General features: G+C 62.8%; 19 protein-coding genes. 16 read left to right on the top strand and 3 right to left on the bottom strand.

Annotated elements, in window-relative coordinates; translation table 11 throughout:
- Nucleotides 1-1,036: hypothetical protein (locus tag Q0O40_RS05390; protein ID WP_295527187.1), on the top strand; the 1,036-nt coding region annotated here is incomplete at its 5' end.
- A gap of 28 nt (nt 1,037-1,064) precedes the next feature.
- Here the strand turns inward: Q0O40_RS05390 and tagH are convergent.
- From tagH to Q0O40_RS05375, 3 genes are read right to left on the bottom strand one after another with little or no spacing between them, the layout of a single operon-like run.
- On the bottom strand, nt 1,065-2,753 hold the full coding sequence (tagH, locus tag Q0O40_RS05385; RefSeq protein WP_295527185.1) for a type VI secretion system-associated FHA domain protein TagH: 1,689 nt from the start codon (nt 2,751-2,753) through the stop codon (nt 1,065-1,067).
- A 43-nt stretch (nt 2,754-2,796) separates the two neighbouring features.
- Nucleotides 2,797-3,348, bottom strand: coding sequence for a hypothetical protein (locus Q0O40_RS05380; RefSeq protein WP_295527183.1), 552 nt, complete (start codon nt 3,346-3,348; stop codon nt 2,797-2,799).
- A 12-nt stretch (nt 3,349-3,360) separates the two neighbouring features.
- Nucleotides 3,361-5,394: a type VI secretion system Vgr family protein gene (locus Q0O40_RS05375; RefSeq protein ID WP_295527181.1), complete on the bottom strand. Its 2,034-nt coding sequence runs from the start codon at nt 5,392-5,394 to the stop codon at nt 3,361-3,363.
- Between the two features lie 232 nt (nt 5,395-5,626).
- On the opposite strand from Q0O40_RS05375, the gene Q0O40_RS05370 reads away from it, so the two are divergent.
- The 15 genes from Q0O40_RS05370 (at nt 5,627) to Q0O40_RS05300 (ending at nt 20,064) form a co-directional block, all read left to right on the top strand.
- Nucleotides 5,627-6,289, top strand: a complete 663-nt coding sequence (locus Q0O40_RS05370) for an OmpA family protein (RefSeq protein ID WP_295527178.1) — start codon at nt 5,627-5,629, stop codon at nt 6,287-6,289.
- A gap of 33 nt (nt 6,290-6,322) precedes the next feature.
- Nucleotides 6,323-7,330: a type VI secretion system ImpA family N-terminal domain-containing protein gene (locus tag Q0O40_RS05365; RefSeq protein WP_295527175.1), complete on the top strand. Its 1,008-nt coding sequence runs from the start codon at nt 6,323-6,325 to the stop codon at nt 7,328-7,330.
- Nucleotides 7,331-7,467: 137 nt separating this feature from the next.
- Entirely contained in the window at nt 7,468-7,995 is a 528-nt protein-coding gene (gene tssB / locus Q0O40_RS05360; protein WP_295527173.1) for a type VI secretion system contractile sheath small subunit, read from the top strand.
- Nucleotides 7,996-8,027: 32 nt separating this feature from the next.
- Nucleotides 8,028-9,515, top strand: a complete 1,488-nt coding sequence (gene tssC, locus Q0O40_RS05355) for a type VI secretion system contractile sheath large subunit (RefSeq protein WP_295527171.1) — start codon at nt 8,028-8,030, stop codon at nt 9,513-9,515.
- Between the two features lie 70 nt (nt 9,516-9,585).
- Nucleotides 9,586-10,071 (top strand): type VI secretion system tube protein Hcp, encoded by a 486-nt coding sequence (locus Q0O40_RS05350; protein ID WP_295527169.1) that lies wholly within the window; start codon nt 9,586-9,588, stop codon nt 10,069-10,071.
- Between the two features lie 219 nt (nt 10,072-10,290).
- Entirely contained in the window at nt 10,291-11,079 is a 789-nt protein-coding gene (locus tag Q0O40_RS05345; RefSeq protein WP_295527166.1) for a type VI secretion system accessory protein TagJ, read from the top strand.
- Nucleotides 11,079-11,627 (top strand): type VI secretion system baseplate subunit TssE, encoded by a 549-nt coding sequence (tssE, locus tag Q0O40_RS05340; RefSeq protein WP_295527165.1) that lies wholly within the window; start codon nt 11,079-11,081, stop codon nt 11,625-11,627. The genes Q0O40_RS05345 and tssE overlap by 1 nt, the downstream gene beginning before the upstream one ends.
- Nucleotides 11,628-11,637: 10 nt before the next feature.
- Nucleotides 11,638-13,503, top strand: a complete 1,866-nt coding sequence (tssF, locus tag Q0O40_RS05335; RefSeq protein WP_295527163.1) for a type VI secretion system baseplate subunit TssF — start codon at nt 11,638-11,640, stop codon at nt 13,501-13,503.
- Entirely contained in the window at nt 13,467-14,510 is a 1,044-nt protein-coding gene (gene tssG / locus Q0O40_RS05330; RefSeq protein WP_295527160.1) for a type VI secretion system baseplate subunit TssG, read from the top strand. Before tssF ends, tssG begins: the two co-directional genes overlap by 37 nt.
- The gene (gene tssH / locus Q0O40_RS05325; RefSeq protein WP_295527157.1) at nt 14,507-17,155 is read left to right on the top strand and encodes a type VI secretion system ATPase TssH; all 2,649 of its coding nucleotides are present in this window, start codon (nt 14,507-14,509) and stop codon (nt 17,153-17,155) included. Before tssG ends, tssH begins: the two co-directional genes overlap by 4 nt.
- 27 nt (nt 17,156-17,182) lie before the next feature.
- A complete protein-coding gene (locus tag Q0O40_RS05320) occupies nt 17,183-18,004 on the top strand; it encodes a hypothetical protein (protein WP_295527154.1) in 822 nt (273 codons plus the stop codon).
- A gap of 65 nt (nt 18,005-18,069) precedes the next feature.
- On the top strand, nt 18,070-18,483 hold the full coding sequence (locus Q0O40_RS05315; RefSeq protein ID WP_295527152.1) for a hypothetical protein: 414 nt from the start codon (nt 18,070-18,072) through the stop codon (nt 18,481-18,483).
- A gap of 82 nt (nt 18,484-18,565) precedes the next feature.
- The gene (locus Q0O40_RS05310) at nt 18,566-19,162 is read left to right on the top strand and encodes a hypothetical protein (RefSeq protein ID WP_295527150.1); all 597 of its coding nucleotides are present in this window, start codon (nt 18,566-18,568) and stop codon (nt 19,160-19,162) included.
- The gene (locus tag Q0O40_RS05305) at nt 19,159-19,467 is read left to right on the top strand and encodes a hypothetical protein (protein ID WP_295527148.1); all 309 of its coding nucleotides are present in this window, start codon (nt 19,159-19,161) and stop codon (nt 19,465-19,467) included. Before Q0O40_RS05310 ends, Q0O40_RS05305 begins: the two co-directional genes overlap by 4 nt.
- A 24-nt stretch (nt 19,468-19,491) precedes the next feature.
- Nucleotides 19,492-20,064 carry a hypothetical protein gene (locus tag Q0O40_RS05300; protein WP_295527146.1) on the top strand — a complete coding sequence of 191 codons (573 nt, stop codon included), beginning with the start codon at nt 19,492-19,494 and terminating at the stop codon, nt 20,062-20,064.
- Nucleotides 20,065-20,074: the final 10 nt, after the last annotated feature.

The raw sequence follows: 20,074 nt of genomic DNA, 5'->3' as shown, positions 1-20,074 counted from the left end.
GGCCATTCCCGAAACCTTGCGCCCGGTGATCGCCGACATGCTGCGGCCCAATCCGGCGGACCGGATCCGTTCGATGGACGAAGTGGTCGAGCGCCTTGCCGGGCGGGGCGCGCCGCCGCCGCCCAAGGAGAAGAAGCCCAAGCAACTCGCCGCGATGCCCGCAGCCGGCGACGCGGCGGGCAAGAGCAAGATGCCGCTGATCGGCGGCGGCATCGCGGCGGCTGTGCTGGTGATCGGGGTGGCCGGATATCTGGCCACACGGCCTGCAGCGCCGGTTAATGACGACAGCGCTGCGGGCGGCGCGCCTGACGCGGGCGTTGCCGCGCCGGCCGATCCGGCTGCTGCGGCGCGCGCCGCGCTCGATCGCGGACTAAGCTCGGTGGCGTGCACGTGGCTCGAAGTTGCTTCGATCACCCCGGACCAGGGCGGTCTGGCGGTGGCGCTGCGCGGCGTCGCCGGGCGGCCGGCCGAGGCGCAAGGCCAGATCGCGCGACTGCTTGCGGATGGCGGGGTTGCTTCGGCCAATCTCGATTTTGGCGATGTCTCGCCGATCGAACCGAGCGAATGCGGCCCGCTCGAAGCCTTTCGCCAGATCCGCGCGCCATCGGGCAGCGGGATGTCATCGGCGCAGCGCCAGTTCGAAATGGCGAAGCTCGACTCGGGCGAATACTCCGGCCAAGTTGGTGCCAAGGCAGTCGTCAATTTCGATCTTGCCGATACTGGCAAGGAATATGCCCTGTTCGGTCTTGAACCTAGCGGGCTGATCCAGCAGATCACCCGCTCGACCTCCGAACTGGCATCGGGAAGCGTGGCGCTGGGTGCCAACCAATACCGCCTGACGATTGATGTCAATCACACCGGCTGGTCGGGGCTACTGCTGCTTTCGGGCAAGCGGCCACTCGATGCCGGGTTTGTCGCAGGCGCTGCGGGTCAGCGCGGGGATGCCTGGAAACAGAAGTTTCTGGCAGCGGCGGCGGCGGGCGGTTGGAAGGCCGAAATGGTCTGGTTCAAGACGGTCGACAACCTGCCCAATTGAGCCGGGCGCACTGCGCATGGCGCAGTGATCAACCGCCGTGGACCGCCTCGTCATATGCTTTGCGGAATTCCTTGGCGAACACGTCCATGAACGCTTCGTCCGAGCCTTGGGCAACGCCGCCGAACTCGCGTTCATACGTTTGCCAGAGCGCCGCATCGCGCGCGCCGGGCATGATCTTGGCGATGAGGCCCCTTTGATCGGCGCGGCCACGGATGGCGGTGGGGGAAAACCTTTCGAGCGTAGCGCGCAGCGCGCCCTGCATCGCCTTCAACGTGGCCACCTGATGCGCCTGAAGATCGCGGAACGCATCCTCGATCGCGCGGTCGGCCGGCATGAAGCCGCGCTCTGCCGGATTGAGCAGCTGCGCCAGCGCCTGTTCGGGGGTGCGCGCAAACTTGAGCGGATTGTTGCCGTCGAACTCCAGACTGGTGCCCGCCGCGCCGAGCTGGCTCTTGGCCCGCGCCCGCGCCTCCAGCATGACGACGAAGCCCGCGACCAAACGCCGCAGCACGTCGCCGGCCTGGCGCAGCGCGGCGGCGGGTTCCTGCTTCAGCGCGGCGGGACCGAGCCCGGTTGCGGCGAGCAGGTGCTCAATGCCGCCCGCAGTGTTGGCGGTTGGCCCCGGGGGCGCGGGCGCGGGTGCGGGCTGTATGGCTGCGGGCGCGCTGATGGGAGCCGGCATGGCGGTATGTTCGGCTGGCGGCATGGTCGGTGCGACCGCCGCGCTGGCAGAGGGGAGCGGCGCAAACGCGGGGGCCGGTGCCGGATCGAACGCGGGTGCAGGCGCGGGCGCGCCGAAGCCGCCGCGTGCCCAATCGACGACGTTGCTCGCCGCGACCTGCCCCCACACATCGGCCGCTGACGGCGGCGGCGGGGCGGCGGCAGGGGTCGACCAATCCGAGGGCGGCGGGGGCGGCGGGGCGGCAGCTTCCCACGTCGAAGCCTCAGCCGGGGCTGCAAAAGAGGCGGCGGGGGGCGGCGCGGAGGCTCCCCAACCGCCGCTGGCAGGCTCAGCCGCCGCGGGCGGCGCACCCCAGCCGCCGCCGGAAGCGGGCTGTGCCGGCGTGGGCGGCGCGCCCCAACCGCCGCCAGACGGGGGCGGCGGTGCAGCGGCAGGAGCGCCCCAACCCGGTGTTGCATTAGGCGCGGCGGGCGCAGCGGACGGTATCGCGCCCCATCCGCCACCAGCAGGGGCTGCGGGCTCGGCGGGCGCGGTGCTGGGCGCGGCCCAGTTTCCCGACATCGGGCCAGCGCCGGAGATGGCCGCACTGGGCGCGGCGGCATCCCAGCCGGTGGCGACAGGGGCCGGGCTGGGCGCGCCGGCGCCGTCTGCCGGCCCCCATCCTTTCCAGGCCGGCGGCGGCGGCGAGGCATTGCGCGCGGCCATCGCAGCGGCGGTGGCATCATCAAGCGCGGCGACGATTTCGAACTGGCCGATCACGAAAACATCGCCTGCGGCAATGGTGCGCGGCGCGGGCAGGCGGCCCGCGCTGCCCTGAAGAAAGGTGCCGTTGGTGCTGATGTCGGTGAGCACATAGGCACCGTCGCGGAACTGGATTTCGCAGTGACGCGATGAAAGCTCGCGCGTGGGATCGGGCAGGCACCAATCAACCGTGGCCGCGCGGCCGATGATCGCGCCGCGCTTATCGAGCACGAGCGAGATGGGTGAGCCGTTGTCCAGCCGGTCAGTGTTGCGAAGGGTCAGCGTTAGCGGCATGGATGCGATATTCGGCCTTGAAGCGAAGGGAGCGGCGGCAGGTTCACGCGATCACGCCGCCGCTGGCAATGCTTTCGCCGATGCGCAGGGCATCGCGCAAGATGGTATCTGGCTCGTTCGTGGCATAAGCGGCCTTCAGGACCGCGCCATATGCAGATTTCCCGCAAGCAAAGGCCGGGGGCAGCACAGGGGGCAGATCGGGACCAGATATCGACCCGCCCGAATAGAATACGGCATTACCGAGCAGCGCTTTGGCGCTGTCGTTGGGCAACCGCTCGGCCCGCTCATAAACCGCGCGCCGCTGGGCATCGTTGGGATCGTCGATCCAGCGCAGCACTGCAGTCAGCATGTCATCCTGCCCCGGTGTGAGCCGCCGCAGCACTTGCGCCGCCCAAACCACCGCCTCATAACGCGGCAAGGCGTGGCCGAGGAACTCGACCGCTGCGATGATATCGCCGCGGTCGATCAGCACTTGGCAATATTGATCAGGCGCCAAGGCCGCATGGCTGTCAGCGGCAATATCGTCCGCGTCGCGCCCGATAAATTCAAGTACTTGGCCGCCATTTCCCCAAGTCACCTGGGTCCAGTGTGTCATCGCAACTTTTCCTTAGTTGATCATCACCATGCCGCCTTTGAGCGTGAGCATCGCGCTCCCTTCGACCTTCGTGTTGAGGGCTGATTTGAGTTCTGCAAGCAAGGAACCCTCCATCTTGAGGGTCACGGTCTTGATCGTGATGCTGGTGGGATCCATGGTGATCGAACTCTCCCCAACTTTAAGGGTGAGCTTTTTGGCTGCTTTGATCAGGATTTCGTTGCCAACTTCGATTGTCTGATTGTTGCTGATGTTGCGCTCTTCATCACCAGCCGTAACCTTGGTTGTCAGCTTGTTCTTGATCTCGAGACTATCGGTCAGGTTGATCGTCGTCTTGCGGTTCTCTTCAACCGTGTTGGTCTCGTTATTTTTGACATAGACTGTGCGGTCGTTGCCCACTTTGATGCTCTGATCGTGGCCAAGATGATGTTTTTCATCGTATTCGATCCACGTGTTCATGTCGCGCTGCGCGTACATGAAGAACTCTTCTTTGCCGCCCTGGTCGTCCAGCCTGATTTCGTTGACAGGTTCCTGCTTGATCTCAAGCTTTTCGGCGCCGGGGTAAGCTGCGGGCTCCTTGTACCGCTCGGTGCGCCAAACCGCCTTGGTCTTGCCCGCAGGCAGCGCATAGACCGGCATGTGCGATTCATTGAAGACGCGGCCGACAACGATCGGGCGATCCGGGTCGCCATTGATGAAATCGACCAGCACCTCTTGGCCCACCCGCGGCAGGATGATGTTGCCCAGCCCGCCGGTTTGCGAAACGCGGATCCAGCAGCTTTCGCCTTCGTTGTTTCCTTTCTGCACGTCGAGCCGATCCCAGTGAAAGCGGACCTGAACGCGCCCGTACTTGTCGGTATGGATCTGCTCGCCATCGGGTCCGGTCACGATCGCTGTTTCGGGCCCGGCGACCACGGGCCGCCGCGTGGTCAGCGGGGCGCGCCATTGAACATTGCCCGGGATCGCTTCGAATGACACGAGATGCGCGCCGTCCTGCTCGACCCCGGATCGGTAGAGTTCGCTGGCGATGCTGTGATGCACGTGGGTAATCAGATACTTGTCGTTGAACCGGGCGAACGGGTGATCGACCAGATGGAACATCAGGCCGCATGCGATCGAGCCGACCCGCGATTCGCCCGAGAACGTCCGCCGATTGGCGCGGCGGGCCTCCAGCACCACTTGCGAAAGATCGGTGCCATCATTCTTTTTGTAGAAGCGGCCGGGATAGGCATAGACCTCGACAGCGTCCTCGGGATGTGCGCGTTCGGCATCCGAGGCCACTTCGAGCGGCTGATGCGGCTGGATAAAGTCAAAGTCGCGCATCGTGACTTTGGCTTCGCCGCCGGTCGAGACGCGCTCGTGCCAGCTGGTGATGAACTGCTTATGCGCCCCCGCCGAGCGCGCCGCCGAATCCACGATGGCGACCGCCGATGCCACAGGATTGTAAGTCATGGCCATCGCAACTTGCGCGTGTGCGCTGGGCGAACTGCATAGAACGAGATCGTGTTTCTCGCGCGAGTGCTCGTAATAATAATAGATGCCTTCTTCTTCCATCAATCGGGAGATGAAGCCGAAATCACTCTCACCATATTGGACGCAATAGCTGCGCATCCGGGTGCCGCCATCGAGCCTGTCGTAATCGACATCGATCCCGCAGCGTTCGAACATGTTCTGAAGGATGTCCTTGACCGTCTTGTTCTGGAAGATGCGGAAGGATTTGCCCTGCTCGTGCAGAAATGCCTTCGGCCTGAGCGTCAACCGATAGACCCAGCCGCCCGCGTCATCGGCATCTTTGCCGATTCCGGTGATCTCGCGGATGAATGCGCAATCTACCACGACACCATGAAAATATCGCTGTAATTCATCATCTTCATAGACGGTTACGGCCGCAGGCTTGCCCAGATGCGGCAGCCAGTCGATCTCTCCCAGCGGCGCCAGCACATCGATGGCGAGATGAAAGTGCTGCGAAAGCGCTTCCGCCGCCTCGACCCGGATCAGTTCGACCTGTTCGTCGCCGGCGTCGACTTTGAGTTTGACCTGACGTTCCATTATTTCAGCCCCACCAGCGCTCCACATCCTGCTCCTTACGGCAAAATCGCGCCGCGCTCAAAAATTTATCTTGCGCTTGATTGATGGGCGGCGGTATGCAACCGCTATTAGCGGCGCTATTGACGGGTTTGCTTAGGCAAGGCCGCTCGGCAACATTCCTATACTTGGCCCCCCCAATTCGTGTTATGGCCATACAAATTGAAGAGTCGAAATCAACCGGGGAAGTGATGCAATGCGACTGATCTTTGTTGTGGCCATCGCGGGGATTGCCATTGCCGCCCCTTCAGCAGCGCAATCAGGGCCGGTTGCGCAGCAGAGCCCTGATCAGCTTGTCTGCCAATTGACTGGTGATTGCGACGCTGCGCCAGCCGACTCGGCCCGCGACAAGCCCGCATCGCGCGGCTTCAGCATTGCCAAGCCTGGTGCCAAGCCATCGCCGGCGGTTGCCGCATCCAGCGCGTCCACCCCGTCGCGCCCCGCGGTCACGGCATCGCGCCCGCGCCCGCAACAGCCATCGGGCGCTGGATATGGCGCGCAGAAGTTTGCCATTTCCCAGCCCGGCCGTGCCAACCTGCTGATCACCTTTGTCAAGGGATCGGCTGACCTCACCGCGCAGGCCAAGGTCAATGCGTCACAGTTTGTTGCGGCGCTCGCTTCCCCCAAGCTGGCGGGCATGAAGTTTGCGATCGAGGGCCACACCGATGCCGTCGGCGATCGTGCGTATAATCTCGACCTGTCGCAGCGCCGCGCGCAAGCGGTGGTCGATTTTCTGGCATCGAAGTCGGTCGACAAATCGCGGTTTACCGTTGCCGGCTATGGCTTTGATCGTCCGCTCAATCCGCGCAACCCGCGTTCGCCTGCCAATCGCCGGGTGGAAGTCGTCAAGGCTGATTGACCTGCACGCATCGGGCGGGGACCAGCTAGCGCAATGGCCATAGACATCGAGGCGTTGATCGCGCCGATCAGTGAAAGCGAACCATCCGGACCGGACTTGTCATATGACAGCGACCGTCAGGAGATCGAGGCTGCCTTCGACACATCGGTAAGCGACGATTCGGGTGCCGCAAGCGATGTCGATTGGCGCGCCTTGCTCCGCACGATAACCGCTCAGGCGGAGAAAACGCGCGATACCTGGCTGGCGATCTACATGATGCGCGCCGGGGCGAAGGCGGGGCAACTCGGCACTATCGAAGACGGCGCGCAGCTGCTGGCCGGCCTCTTCGAAAATCTATGGGACTCAGTGCATCCTCAGCTCGATGAGTATGGCTTTCAGGGGCGCAAGGGCCCTTGTGAAGGGCTCACCCGGATCGGCGAGTTCCTCAATCCGCTGCGCAATGTGGTTCTCCTCGAACATCCGCGGCTCGGTCGCTATTCGGGTGCTGACTTCCAAAGGTTCGCCGCCGGGGGCACCGATGAGGCGGGATACGGGATGTTCCGCGCGCTGCTCGAGGAAACTACCGACGAGGATCTCGGCGCGATCATCGAACGACTGAACACGATCTCAGCGTCGATTCGCCGCGCCGATACTGTGATGGTCGCCAATGCCGGGCACGAAACCGGCACGAATTTTCAGCCGATTTACGCGGTGCTGGATGAATTGGCGCGCGGGGTTTCAGGCTTCTTGCGGGTGCAGTCCGCTGCTGAAGGTGATGCGAGCGATTCCGGCGAATCGTTTGATGACGGCAATAGCGACAGCGACAGCGATGGCGGCAGCTTGTCGATGTCGGGCCGAATCAATTCGCGGCCGGATGTGCTGCGCGCAATCACTGCCATCGAAGAATACTACACGCGCAAGGAGCCGGCAAGTCCGGTGCCTTTCGCCTTGCGCCGTGTGCGCGACTGGGTTAATCTCGATTTCATGGCGATTTTGGAAGAGATTGCTCCAGGCGGCCTCGAAGAGGCGCGAAAAGTGCTGATGAAGGCGCCGGGTACATAAAGCATTGGCTACTTACATCGGTGTGACTTAAGCCAATGCTCTGAGCTTCGCCCGATTGGTTGCCATTGTTTGCTGCGGATGTTTGATTACTGGGTTTGGTGACAAGTACACAGAGAGTTTTTTCAAAGGGGGGTGTCATGGCTAAGTCAGGTCAGCGTTTCATCAAGGAAAATCGGGCTCCCCGCGTTCATATTGAATATGAAGTCGAGACCTACGGTTCGATGCAGAAGGTCGAGCTTCCTTTCGTGATGGGCGTGCTCTCCGATCTTTCGGGCAAGAGCCATGTCGAGAAGAAGTCGCTCGATCAGCGGGACTTTGTCGAAATCGACATGGACAATTTTGATCAGCGGATGAAGGCCATGGCGCCTCGCGCGGCGTTCAATGTCGAGAACACGCTCACCGGCGAGGGCAAGTTCGCCGTCGATCTTACGTTCACTTCGATGGAAGATTTCTCGCCTGGTGCGGTGGCAAAGAATGTTCCCGCGCTCGCCAAGCTGCTTGAGGCGCGCCAGGAACTGAACGATCTGATGCTGTACATGGACGGCAAGGATGGCGCGCAAGAGTTGCTCGAAAAAGTCCTGAAGGATCCGGACCTGATGAAGTCGCTCGCTGCTGCCAAGCCATCGGGCGACGCCCCTGCTTCGCAGGATGATGCGCAAGGCTGAGAATTTCACGTTCACGGGGGAGTGTTGGATCAATGGCACAAGAGCAACTTCAGCCAGGCGCGGCAGCAACCGAAACCGCGTTTGCGCCCGACGATTTTGCGGCGCTGCTGCAAAAGGAATTCAAGCCGAACGACGATGCGCGTGCAAATCGCATCGAAGCGGCGGTTCAGACATTGGCGCAGCAGGCGCTGGCAGACAGCAACGTGGTGGGCGCCGATGTCTTCGCCACGCTCGATGCCATGCGCGCGGCGCTTGACAAGAAGCTGACCGAGCAGGTCAACGCGATCATCCATCACGAAGATTTCCAGAAGCTCGAGAGCGCGTGGCGCGGTCTGAACTATCTGGTGATGAACACTTCGACTGGTCCGCAACTCAAGATCCGCGTGATGAACGTCGCTAAGGAAGAGACGCGCAAGATGTTCCGCCAGTATTCTGGCCCGGCGTGGGATCAAAGCCCGCTGTTCAAGAAGATCTACGAATCGGAATTCGGCCAGCTGGGCGGTCAGCCTTATGGCGCGTTCGTGTGCGATTATTTCCTCGATCACTCGGCACCCGATCTTGAAGTGATGAAGGGATTGTCGAAGATCGGCGCTGCGGCGCATGCTCCGATCATCTCGGCGGCGGCACCCAGCCTGATGGGCATGGAAAGCTGGCAGGAACTGGCCAATCCGCGCGATCTGGGCAAGCTGTTCGATGCGACCGACTATGGCGCATGGCGCGCTTTTCGCGATACCAGCGACAGTCGTTATCTTGCACTGACGATGCCGCGCTTCATGGGCCGCGCAACCTACGGCGCGAAAACCGATCCGGTCGAAGAGTTCGATTTCGAGGAAGAGACCGGCGGCGAGCACGACAAGCATCTGTGGGTCAATGCCGCTTATGGCATGGCTACACGAATCACCGAATCGTTTGCCAGCTATGGCTGGTGCACGCGCATCCGCGGTGTTGAATCGGGGGGTACGCTCGAAGGGCTGCCCACGGCGATGTTCCCGAGCGACGATGGCGGCGTTGATCTGAAATGCCCGACCGAGATCGCCATTTCGGATCGGCGCGAGGCGGAATTGTCAGGTGCCGGGTTCATGGCGCTGATCCATCGCAAGAACACCGATCAGGCGACCTTTATCGGCGGTCAAACGGTGCATAAGCCCGGCCAGTTCGTCGATCCCAATGCCACGGCAAACGCCAACCTCTCGGCGCGCTTGCCCTATATCTTCGCCAGCTGCCGTTTTGCGCATTACTTGAAGTGCATGGTGCGCGACTGGGTCGGTGGTACGCGGACCGGCCCGCAGATGAACACGGCCCTGACCGAATGGATCAATCTTTACGTCGATGGCCAGCCCGACTCCTCGAGCGAAGAGACAAAGGCGCGCAAGCCATTGAAGGCGGCTTCGATCGAGATCATTCCCGACGAAGAGAATCCTGGTTATTATAAAGGAAAGTTCGCTTTCGTGCCGCATTACCAGCTTGAAGGTATGGACGTTTCCTTGAGCATGGTCTCGCGCCTGCCTAAGAGTACCTAGAGCTTAACACTTTTACGCGTTCCTGAGAGTTTTAAGTACCAGACTTTAACCAATTTTAAGGAGATATGTGATGGCTCTTTCTGACTTTATCTTGGAGCTCGATTCAGTTAAAGGCGAATCCAAGGACGAAAAGTTCGCAGGGCACGTCGAGATCCAGTCGTTCAGTTGGGGTCTTTCGAACGCCGGCTCGCATGATAGGGGCACCGGCGGCGGCTCGGGCAAGGGCTCCTTTCAGGATCTGCATTTTGCAAAGTATGTTGACCTGTCGTCTCCAACGCTCGCTCTGAAGTGCGCAACTGGTGAACACATCGCCAAGGCCGTGTTGCATGTGCGCAAGGCTGGCGGGGAGCAGAAAGAATACTACACGGTTACGCTGACTGATTTGATCGTCAGCTCGTTTCAAGCGAGTGCCGGCGGTGGCGATTCAAATGTCATGGATCAGGTCAGCTTGAACTTTGCTAAGATCGAATGGGATTACAAGCCTCAGGACGAAAAAGGCAACCTGGGTGCTTCTGCTACCTTTGGTTACGATATCAAAATCGGTAAAAAGGTATAAGGTTTGAATCATGAAGCGAGGGCTGCACGCAGATGATCGGTGTGCGCGCGGCCCTCAAATCTTTGGAAAAGCGTGGGGCATGGCGATCGATTGAACCGCCCTGGCTTTTGGTCGGTATCAAAGGCTTTGTCGCCAACGACGAACCCTCTATCTCTGCGCCCTGCGTGCTCTCTGCTCGTTTGAGTGATCTCTCGCCCGTTTCCATATGGACATCCCGCTATGGCTGATGCCGATGCTCTTTTGCGCGAAGGCGATCTTGCGGGCGCGCGTGCCGCTCTGGTCAAAGTCGTCCGTTCGCAGCCGTCCGATGCGCAAGCGCGGATGTTTCTGTTTCAACTTCTGGCGATTGCCGGCGAATGGGACAAAGCCAAATCGCAGCTGACCGCGATGGCGCAGCTCTCGCCCGAAGCGCAGATGCTGGCGGTGGCTTATGGCCAGGCGACCGAGGCCGAGCGCGTGCGCGCCGATGTCTTTCGCGGGGCCGCCCGCATCGAAGTGTTGGCCAATGGCGATGGCTGGGCAGGAACGCTGGCGCAGGCGATCGAGCACTATGCCAATGGCCGCGATGCGGAAGGCGACGCCGCGCGCGACGAAGCCTTCGCCGCCGCGCCCGATACGCCCGGCACATTCAACGACACCCCGTTTGACTGGATCGCCGATGCGGACGCGCGCTTCGGCCCGGCCTGCGAAGCGATCGTCGCGGGGCGCTATGGCCTCCTGCCGTTCGATTCAATCGACTATATCACCTGCGAAGGTGTGGTCGATTTGCGCGATCTGGTGTGGCTCCCCGTGGAGATCATGATGCGTTCAGGCCAATCGATCGCCGCGTTCCTGCCCGCGCGCTATCCCGGCATCGAGGCTTCGGGCGATCCTGCCGAACAGCTTGCCCGCGCCACGAGCTGGCATGCGCGGGGAAGCGGCGAAGTCGGCTCGGGCCAGCGGCTGTGGACACTGTCCGATGGAGAGGATCATGGCATCCTCTCGCTGCGCAGCCTCAAATTCGGCTGATGGCGCCGCCACCCAGGCCCACGCGATCGCGGCTCAATCCCACGCTGTTTGACAAGCTGGTCGCCGACAACGACCTTGGCGGGATGCGCGGCGAAGAAGTCGACAAGGTCGAGGCCAGCCGCGAGGCGATGCGGTATTATTCGATTCCCCGGCTGGAGCGCTTCAACGAGGCCGCGTTGCGCGCGACAGTTCGCCGGGAACTGGCGTGGCTGCTCAACACGATCAATCTGGCGGCAGTGGTGGACCTTGAGCCCTTTCCCGAAGTGCAGACTTCGGTGCTGAATTACGGCGTGCCCGACATGACCGGCAAAGCGCTCACCCGCCGACTGACCTTGCAGCGCTCGCGCGAGATTCGCGCCGCGATCAAGGCGTTCGAGCCCCGGATCGATCCGCAGACGCTGGTGGTCGAGCCCTCCGAAGCGCCCGAACGGCTCAACAGCGTGACTTATCTGATCCACGGCGATGTCACTTCGGCGGTCAGCGCGATGCCTGTCAAGTTCCGCACCGATGTCGAAGCTGACACCGGCGCGGCCACTGTGCGCGACTAGGCACCCGGCCGTGGATCCCCGCCTGCTGCGCGCTTATAACGACGAGCTTGCCTATCTGCGCGCAGGCGCACGCGAATTCGGCGAGGAGCACGAGACCGTCGCCTCTCGCCTTGGCCTCAAGACGCCGACCGACCCCGATCCCTATGTCGAGCGGCTGCTCGAAGGCGTGGCGTTTCTGGGGGCGCGGGTGCAGCTCAAGCTGCAGGACCAGTACCCCGAGTTCACCCAGCATCTGCTGAACGCAGTGCAGCCGCATTATCTGGCGCCGACGCCCTCGATCTGCGTCGCCGGGTTCGAACCGAAGGAAGGCGATCCCGCGCTGACGGATGGCTATACGGTGCCGCGCGGCACCGCGCTGACCGCGCTTGCCAGCGAGCACAACAACGCGCCGGTGCAGTTTACCACCGGCCATGCGACGACGTTGTGGCCGCTGAAAGTGACCGAGGCCGAATACTTTTCGAGCCGCGCGGCGATTGCGCCCTATGCGGCGGTGGCCAATGTGCGCGCCGAGGCGGGACTGCGGCTGCGATTTGAAACGATTGCCGGTGCGCCGATCGACAAGCTGACGATCGACGGCCTGCCCATTTACCTCGATGGATCGGAAGCGGTGCCGGGCGAACTTTATCGCCAGCTGATCGGCGAAGCGGTGGCGGTGATCGCGCGTGATCCCGCCTCAGGCGGCGGCGCGGAATCCTGGACCACGCTCCCGCTGCCCGAGCAGGTCGGCTTTGAGGATGACGAGGCGCTGCTCCCGGCCGAGTTGCGCTCGTTTCGCGGGTATCGCCTGCTGTCGGAGTTTTTCGCGTGTCCCGAGCGCTTCTTGTTTGCGCGGCTGAGGGATCTGCGCCGGGCGTTCGCCCGCTGCACCGAAGCGTGCGATGTGATCGTGCTGTTTTCGCGCAGCACCCCGGTGCTCGCCGGGGCGATCAGCGCGAACAACTTCAAGCTGCATGCCGTGCCCGCGATCAACGTGTTCGAAAAGCAGCTGGGGCAGGTGCAGATCACCCCGCACACGCACGAATTTCACGTTGTCCCCGACCGGACGCGGCCGCTCGATTTCGAAGTGTTCCGGATCACCGAGGTCAAGGCCGTGATGGCCGACGATATTGCGCCGCGCCCGGTCGCGCCGCTCTATGCGCTTGGCTCGCTGCTTTATGATGCGCGCGATGCATTGTTTTATGTCACGCGGCTGGCACCCCGGCGGCTATCGACCAAGGAGCAGCGGCTGCGGCGGCGGACCGATTATGTCGGCACCGAAACCTGGCTCAGCCTGTCTGCGCCGAATAACCCCGAGCGGCTCGACGAGGTGAAGCAACTGGCGATCAAGGCCTATGTCACCAACCGCGAACTGCCCGAGTTGCTGACCTTTCGCGGAAGCGACCACTTCGTGAAGCCGGGCGGGCCGGTGCGCACGGTCAGCATCCTGCGCGCGCCCAGCCGTCCGCGTCCGCCGCTGGGGCTGACCGATGCGGCATGGCGGGTGATCGCGCATATCACGCCGAACTACGCGACGCTGGCCCCCGAGGATAATGACGATCCATCGCTGCTGCGCGATCATCTGGCGCTTTACGGGCGGCAGGACGATGCCGCAATGCGCAAGCAGATCGACGGCATCCTTGGCGTCCAGTCCGAGGCCATCGTGCGCCGGGTGCCGGGGCGCGACCGGATGGCGGTCGCGCGTGGCTCGCGCATCCGCATTCGGCTGGATGATGCATCGTTTGCCAATGGGCGCCTCTTTCTGTTTTCCGCCGTACTGGAACGCTTTCTGGCCGAGTTCGCCACGGTCAACAGCTTTACCGAGTGCATTTTTTCCACCGCAGCCGAGGGGGTGCTGGCCAAATGGCCGACGCGGATTGGACGCAAGCACAGCATCTGACGATGCTGACGAAAGTGGCCGAAGCGCCCCGCCGTTACGGCGTGTTCCCAGTGCTGCGCGCGGCAGAAGCGCGTGCGCCCGGTCTGCCGCGCATTGGCAAGGCCAAGCTGCCCGAGTTCAATCTGGTCGATCTTGCCCAGCAATCACACCTCGGCTTTGCCGGCGGCGCGCTGACCGCCATCAAGATCTCGGGAGCGCGGGCGCGGGTCGAAGGGACCTGGCTCGGGCTGACCGGGCCGATGGGGGCGCTGCCCACGCATCTCACCGAATTTGTCTTTTACGAGCAGCGCTATGCCAAAGCCACGCCGTTTGGCGATTGGCTCGATCTGATGGCGGGGCGGATGCTGCAATTGTTTTACCGGGCCTGGGCAGATTCGCAGCCGGCGGCGCTGGCCGACCGCCCCGGTGACGACAGTTTCGCCGGCTGGGTCGCCGCGCTTTCGGGCGCGCAGGAAGGGGCGCAGGCAGCCTCAGCTTTCCCGAGCAGCCTGCGCGCGCACTACGCCAGCGTTTTTGCAGGATCGCGCAGTGCCACGGCCATCGAGGATGCGATGAGCCATCTGCTAGGCCAGAAGGTGCGTCTGCTCGAGTTTCAGGGCCGCTGGCGCGATCTCGAGCCGGAGGATCGCACCCGGTTGGGGCGCTCGTTTGCGCAGCTTGGCCGCGACGCCATGCTCGGCGGCAGAGTGCGCAGCGCGTCCGATGCGTTTCGCGTGGTGATCGGCGCGGCCAGCCACCGCGAATATGTCTCGCTGCTGCCCACCGGTCCGCGCTTTGCGCTTGCCGCCGCCGCCCTCGACGCGTTCAAGCCGACTCATCTCGAATGGGATATCACTCTCGAGATCGACGAGCATGATGCGCCGCCGTGCCGGCTCGATGGGCGCGCGCAATTGGGCTGGAGCAGCTGGGTAAAGCCGCGTGCGGCGAAAAACCTGCCGGGGCAGGTGGTTCGCGGCGATGCGCATCTGCGCCGCATGAAATCACCAAGACGGGGGATACCATTATGACCGAGATTAGCCGTTCCGCATTGTTTGGGCGTTTGAACAAGACTGCGCTCAAAGCCATCGAAACCGCGACGGGCTTCTGCAAAGTACGCGGCAATCCCTATGTCGAACTGGTCCATTGGGTCCACGTGATGGTGCAGGATTCGCAAAACGACCTCGCCGCGATCCGCCGCGAATTCGGGATCGACGATACCAAGCTGGCGCGCGATATCGTCGCGTCGCTCGATGCGCTGCCGCGCGGGGCGACCTCGATCTCAGACTTTTCGCCGCAGATCGAGGAAGCGATCGAGAAGGGCTGGCTTTACGCCTCGCTGCAGTTTTCCGCCTCGCGCGTGCGCACCGGGCACTTGCTGTTCGGGATGCTGAAAACGGCGACGCTGAAAAATGCGCTGGGCAATATCAGCAGCGAATGGCGCAAGGTTCAGGCCGACAAGCTGGGCGATGAATTCGAACGCATCTGCGCCGCCTCGACCGAGGAAACGCAGGCCGAGGCCGGCCCGGTCGCCGGCGGCGGCGCGGGCGATGGCGGCCCAGTGGCCGATGGCGAGGCCTTGGCCAAATATTCGGTCGACCTGACCGAACAGGCGCGCAGCGGCAAGATCGACAAGATCGTGGGCCGCGACGCCGAGATCCGCCAGGTGATCGACATCCTGCTGCGCCGCCGGCAGAACAATCCCATTCTGGTCGGCGAGGCTGGTGTTGGCAAGACGGCGGTGGTCGAAGGCTTTGCCAAGCGGATCGTCGACGGCGACGTGCCGCCTGCGCTTCAGGGCGTGACGCTGCGCTCGCTCGATATCGGGCTGATGCAGGCGGGAGCGAGCGTCAAGGGCGAGTTCGAAAAGCGGCTGCGCCAGGTGATCGACGAGGTCGAGGCGAGCACCAGCCCGATCATCCTGTTTATCGACGAGGCGCATACGCTGATCGGTGCGGGCGGCCAGGCGGGCACCGGCGACGCCGCCAATCTGCTCAAGCCAGCGCTCGCGCGCGGCCGCCTGCGCACTGTCGCGGCGACCACGTATGCTGAATATCGCCAGTATTTCGAGAAAGATCCAGCGCTGACCCGGCGCTTCCAGACGGTCGACGTGGGCGAACCCGAGACGGCCAAGGCGATCGCCATGATCCGCTCGGTCGCGCCGATGATGGAAGCGCATCACAAGATCGTGGTGCTCGATGAGGCAGTCGAGGCGGCGGTGAAGTTGTCGCAGCGCTATGTGCCGGCGCGGCAATTGCCCGACAAGGCGGTAAGCCTGCTTGATACCGCCTGCGCGCGCGTTGCGGTGTCGCAGCACGCCACCCCGGCGCAAGTCGAAGACCGCAAGCGCAAGCTCGAACTGCTCGAAGTGGAACGCGAGATCGCCCAGCGCGAGACGAGCGAGCAATATGCCAGCGGCGAAAGGCTGCCCAAGCTGGACGAAGCGATCGCCGAGGCCAAGACGGCTGTCGAGGAAGTGTCGGTCAAGTGGGATGCTGAAAAGGCCGCGCACGAAGCCGTCGTTGCCGCGCGATCCGCGCTTTCCGAAGCGCGTGCGGCGGCTGGCGAAGATGGCGTGGCCGAAGGCGAGGAAGCTTTGAAGGCCGCGCTCGATAGCGCCATTGCCGCGATGCGCGAGGCGCAGGGCGACAATCCGATGGTGTTCGGAGTGGTCGATCAGGATGCGGTGGCCGCTGTTGTCGGCGATTGGACCGGGATTCCGATGGGCCGCATGGTCAAGAACGAGATCGAGAGCGTGCTCACGATTGCCGACCAGCTCAAAGCGCGGGTGATCGGACAGGATCACGCCATGGACGCGATTGCCAAGCGCATCCAGACCAGCCGCGCCAAGCTCGACAACCCGAACAAGCCGGTCGGCGTGTTCATGCTGTGCGGGCCTTCGGGTGTCGGCAAGACCGAGACCGCGATGGTGCTGGCGGACTTGCTGTTTTCGGGCGACGAAAGCTGCATCGTGATCAACATGAGCGAGTTTCAGGAGGCCCACACCGTCTCGACGCTCAAAGGCGCTCCGGCGGGCTATGTCGGTTATGGCCAGGGCGGCGTGCTGACCGAGGCGGTGCGGCGGCGGCCCTATTCGGTCGTGCTGCTCGACGAGGTGGAAAAAGCGCATCCCGATGTCCACGAGATGTTCTTCCAAGTCTTCGACAAGGGTTTCATGAACGATGCCGAGGGACGGTATATCGATTTCAAAAACACGCTGATCCTGCTGACCTCGAACGTCGGCACCGACCTCATCACCACGCTCAGCGAAGACGAGGAGATGAAGCCCGACGCCGACAGCCTGGCAACCACGCTGCGGCCAGAACTGCTCAAGGTGTTTCCGCCCGCGCTGCTCGGGCGCTTGCTGGTGTTGCCGTACTATCCGCTTTCGCCCGATATGCTGAAGGGCATTGTGCGCATCCAGCTCGACCGGATCGTCCGCCGTGTTCATGAAAGCCACGGCATCATGTTCAGCTATGCCGACGCGGTGATCGATCTGATCGTCTCGCGCTGCAACGAAGTGGCCAGCGGCGGCCGCCTGATCGATGCAATCCTGACCAACACGATGCTGCCCGAGGTTTCGATCGCGCTGCTCAACCGGCAAATGTCGGGCGAAGAGGTCAAGTCGATCGCAGTGACCGTGGAGGGTGACGGGTTCGGCTATGCCTTCGGGTAGGTGAGCAAAGCAGGGGGGAAGGCTGCCATGAAGATCACGACGCCGCTTGCCAATGCCCAGTTCAAGATCGCAGGCGACACCGCGCCGCCTGCGATCACCTTCAAGACCGATGCTACAGGGCCCCATGTGTGGACGTGGAAAATCGTCTGGGACACCTTCTCGAAGACGGGCACGGTCAATACCGCAACCGGCAGTGTCACGTTGAAGGCGCAGCTGGCCGATCTTGGCGGGACGCTGACCGTTACGGCGGCGGCCGGGGGGAAAACGGCGCAATTGGCGGTGCGCGTGATCGGCACCAATCCGGCCATGTCCGCGATTGAGGCCTATCTCGCCACAAAGCCCAACAGCGATGGCTTCACCGCGATCATCCGGCACGAATCCAAAGGCAAGCACTTCAACACGAGCGGCCAGCCAGTGAAGTCGTTCGATAATGGCTATGGCCTGTGCCAGCTCACCACGCCCGCGCCATCGTTTCAGCAATGCTGGAGCTGGAAACGCAATATCGACGCGGGGTTGGTGCTGTTTGCGGCCAAGCAGACTGCGGCCCGAACCTATCTCGCGCAGTCGGGACGGACCTACACCGCCGCGCAGCTGCGCTATGAAACGGTATGCCGCTGGAACGGCGGGTCTTATCATCGCTATGTTGGCGGCAAATGGGTGCGCAATCCGGCCATCTTGTGCGATGCGCGCACCGGGAACATCGGCTGGGACATGACCGACGCCGACAATGCCGGCCAAACCGAAGCGCAATTGCGCGCGCGCGACAAGGGCACGTATGCGCGCGGCCACAAGAACACCGACGAATGGAACTACTTCGGCGTTTGCTATGCCGATGCGATCCTGAACTGATGCGGGCGCGGGGCTATCCGGTCAGGAGCGCCCTGGGGTTGCTGGCGCTTGCCGCCTGTTCGAAAGTGGGGGGGCAAAATCCGCCCGAGCCGCAGGTTGGCCCAGCGATCACGCTGGCAGAAGCAGGCGTGACCCGCCGCGTCGCGGTAGCGCTTGCTGCCGATCTGGTCGATGCCGCCGCGTCGCACAAGATCGAGGTTCTGGTCCGGCGGCCGGGCCGCCTCGTGGTGCTCGACAGCTACGCATCGCGGCCCGCCGCCATGAGCCGCTGTCAGGCGGGGCAAGAGCGCTGGGTCCGCCTGATCGACTGGCCGCTTGGGCGCGAGCTGTTTGCGGAGCAGGTGGAGAGCTGCCTGCACGATATCGAGCCCGCCGACCCGATTGTGACCTACCGGCCCGGTGATGATCGATTTGATGTCGCGCTGCTCTCGGGCGGCGCGAAGTCGGTTGGCTTCGACGGCAGCGTGGCCAAGCGATGAAGCGTGCATCAGAGGTTTTTCTGATTGCGAAGTAAGTGCCGAAAGCAAGGAACTTGATTGAACCGGATGGAGGGAGAAAGTCATGATCAATATCGAACGAGATTCTCACGGACGGACGTATCAAATTTGGAAGCAGGACCAGGCCAGCTCCTGCGGGGTTGCCAGCATCTGGATGGCGCGCGGGATCGCACGGCAGACCAGCTTTGCCGAAGAAGAATGGGACCTCGCGCAGCGCGTTTACAGCGGCGCTGTGGCCAGCGCATTGGGCGCGGTGCAGCGGCCCAGCTCGGGACCGATGACGCTCAATCCGGCTGCGTTTAGCCCGGAAAATCCAAATCAGAGCTCGATGGGGCATACCTTCACGAATTTTGGCCTTTTCACCGCTCAAGTTGCGACAGCGCTGCGCAATGAAGGACTGCGAGCCGAGAGTACCGTCCTGAGCGGCAACCCGCCGCGCATTGCAGATCATAAGATCTCGCTCACCAAACCCGCCATCGTCTTGGTCAGCTGGGACGGGATGGGTGGTCATTTCGTGGTTGTCGGCCGCTGTACATCGCGCCAGGTATCGTTTCTTGATCCGTGGGACGGCCGCGTTAACGAGCAGCCCAACAACGGCGAATATACCGCGCGATACGGCGATCATGGAACAATCGTCGCGATCGTTTACGTCTCGGCGTGACAATGCGCGCACATTGGGCGCTGCGTTTTGCCACTGCAAGCGGGCTGTCCCTCGCCCTGCTGGTCCTGCCCGGCGCAAGCTTTGCACGGACCAGCAGGGTGGCCGCTTTTATCGCCGAGCGCGACCTATGCGACCATTTCCGCAGCGAGGCGCCTTATGACGAGGACCGCGCCCGCCTTCTCGCGGCGCAAATGAAGCGCTATTGCCGCGGGACCGACCGGCGTTTGAAAGCGCTGCGCGCGCGTTACGCGAAACGGCCCGAAGTGCTCGCCAAACTTGCAGACTATGAAGACAGCATCGAATAACAGCATGAAAGAGGATGCGGCGGCATGAGCGATCCAACAGCCCCGGCCAACCTAAGCGGCGCAGCGTGGTGGCATGCCAACCAGGCAAGGTATCCCGACAACAGCGCGATTGCCGATCTTGAACCCGGTTTCCGCACCAAGGTCGAGAGCTTCCTCGCGGCACTCGCTAAGGCTAATGCCACCGTGCATATCTCGGCCACGCGGCGCAACCCGGTGCGTGGGGCCCTGATGCACTGGGCGTACAAATTGTCGAAGGGGAAGGTCAAGGCGAAGGATGTGCCAGCCATTCCCGGTTGCGATATCGATTGGGTCCATGCTGACGAAGAGGCCTCGCAAAAGGCGGCTCAGGAAATGGTCAGCCTGTTTCGCATCGTTTACCCACCCGCGCATCCATCAATGCATTACAAGGGGCTGGCGATCGACATGAACATCAGCTGGACCGGCACGCTCAAGATCGCCGGCGCAGATGGCACGGTGGTCGAAATCGGCACGCCCTTGAACGGCGCTTCGAACACCGATCTGCATGCGGTTGGCAAAGGGTACGGCGTGATCAAGCTGCTGAAGGACAAGCCGCACTGGTCGAGCGACGGGCATTGAGGGGAACACC

The sequence above is a fragment of the Novosphingobium sp. Chol11 genome, assembly GCF_945870625.1.
Classification (GTDB): Bacteria; Pseudomonadota; Alphaproteobacteria; order Sphingomonadales; family Sphingomonadaceae; genus Novosphingobium.
The sequence above is the reverse complement of the archived record's forward strand: the minus strand, read 5'-3'. Positions and strand labels throughout refer to the sequence as shown.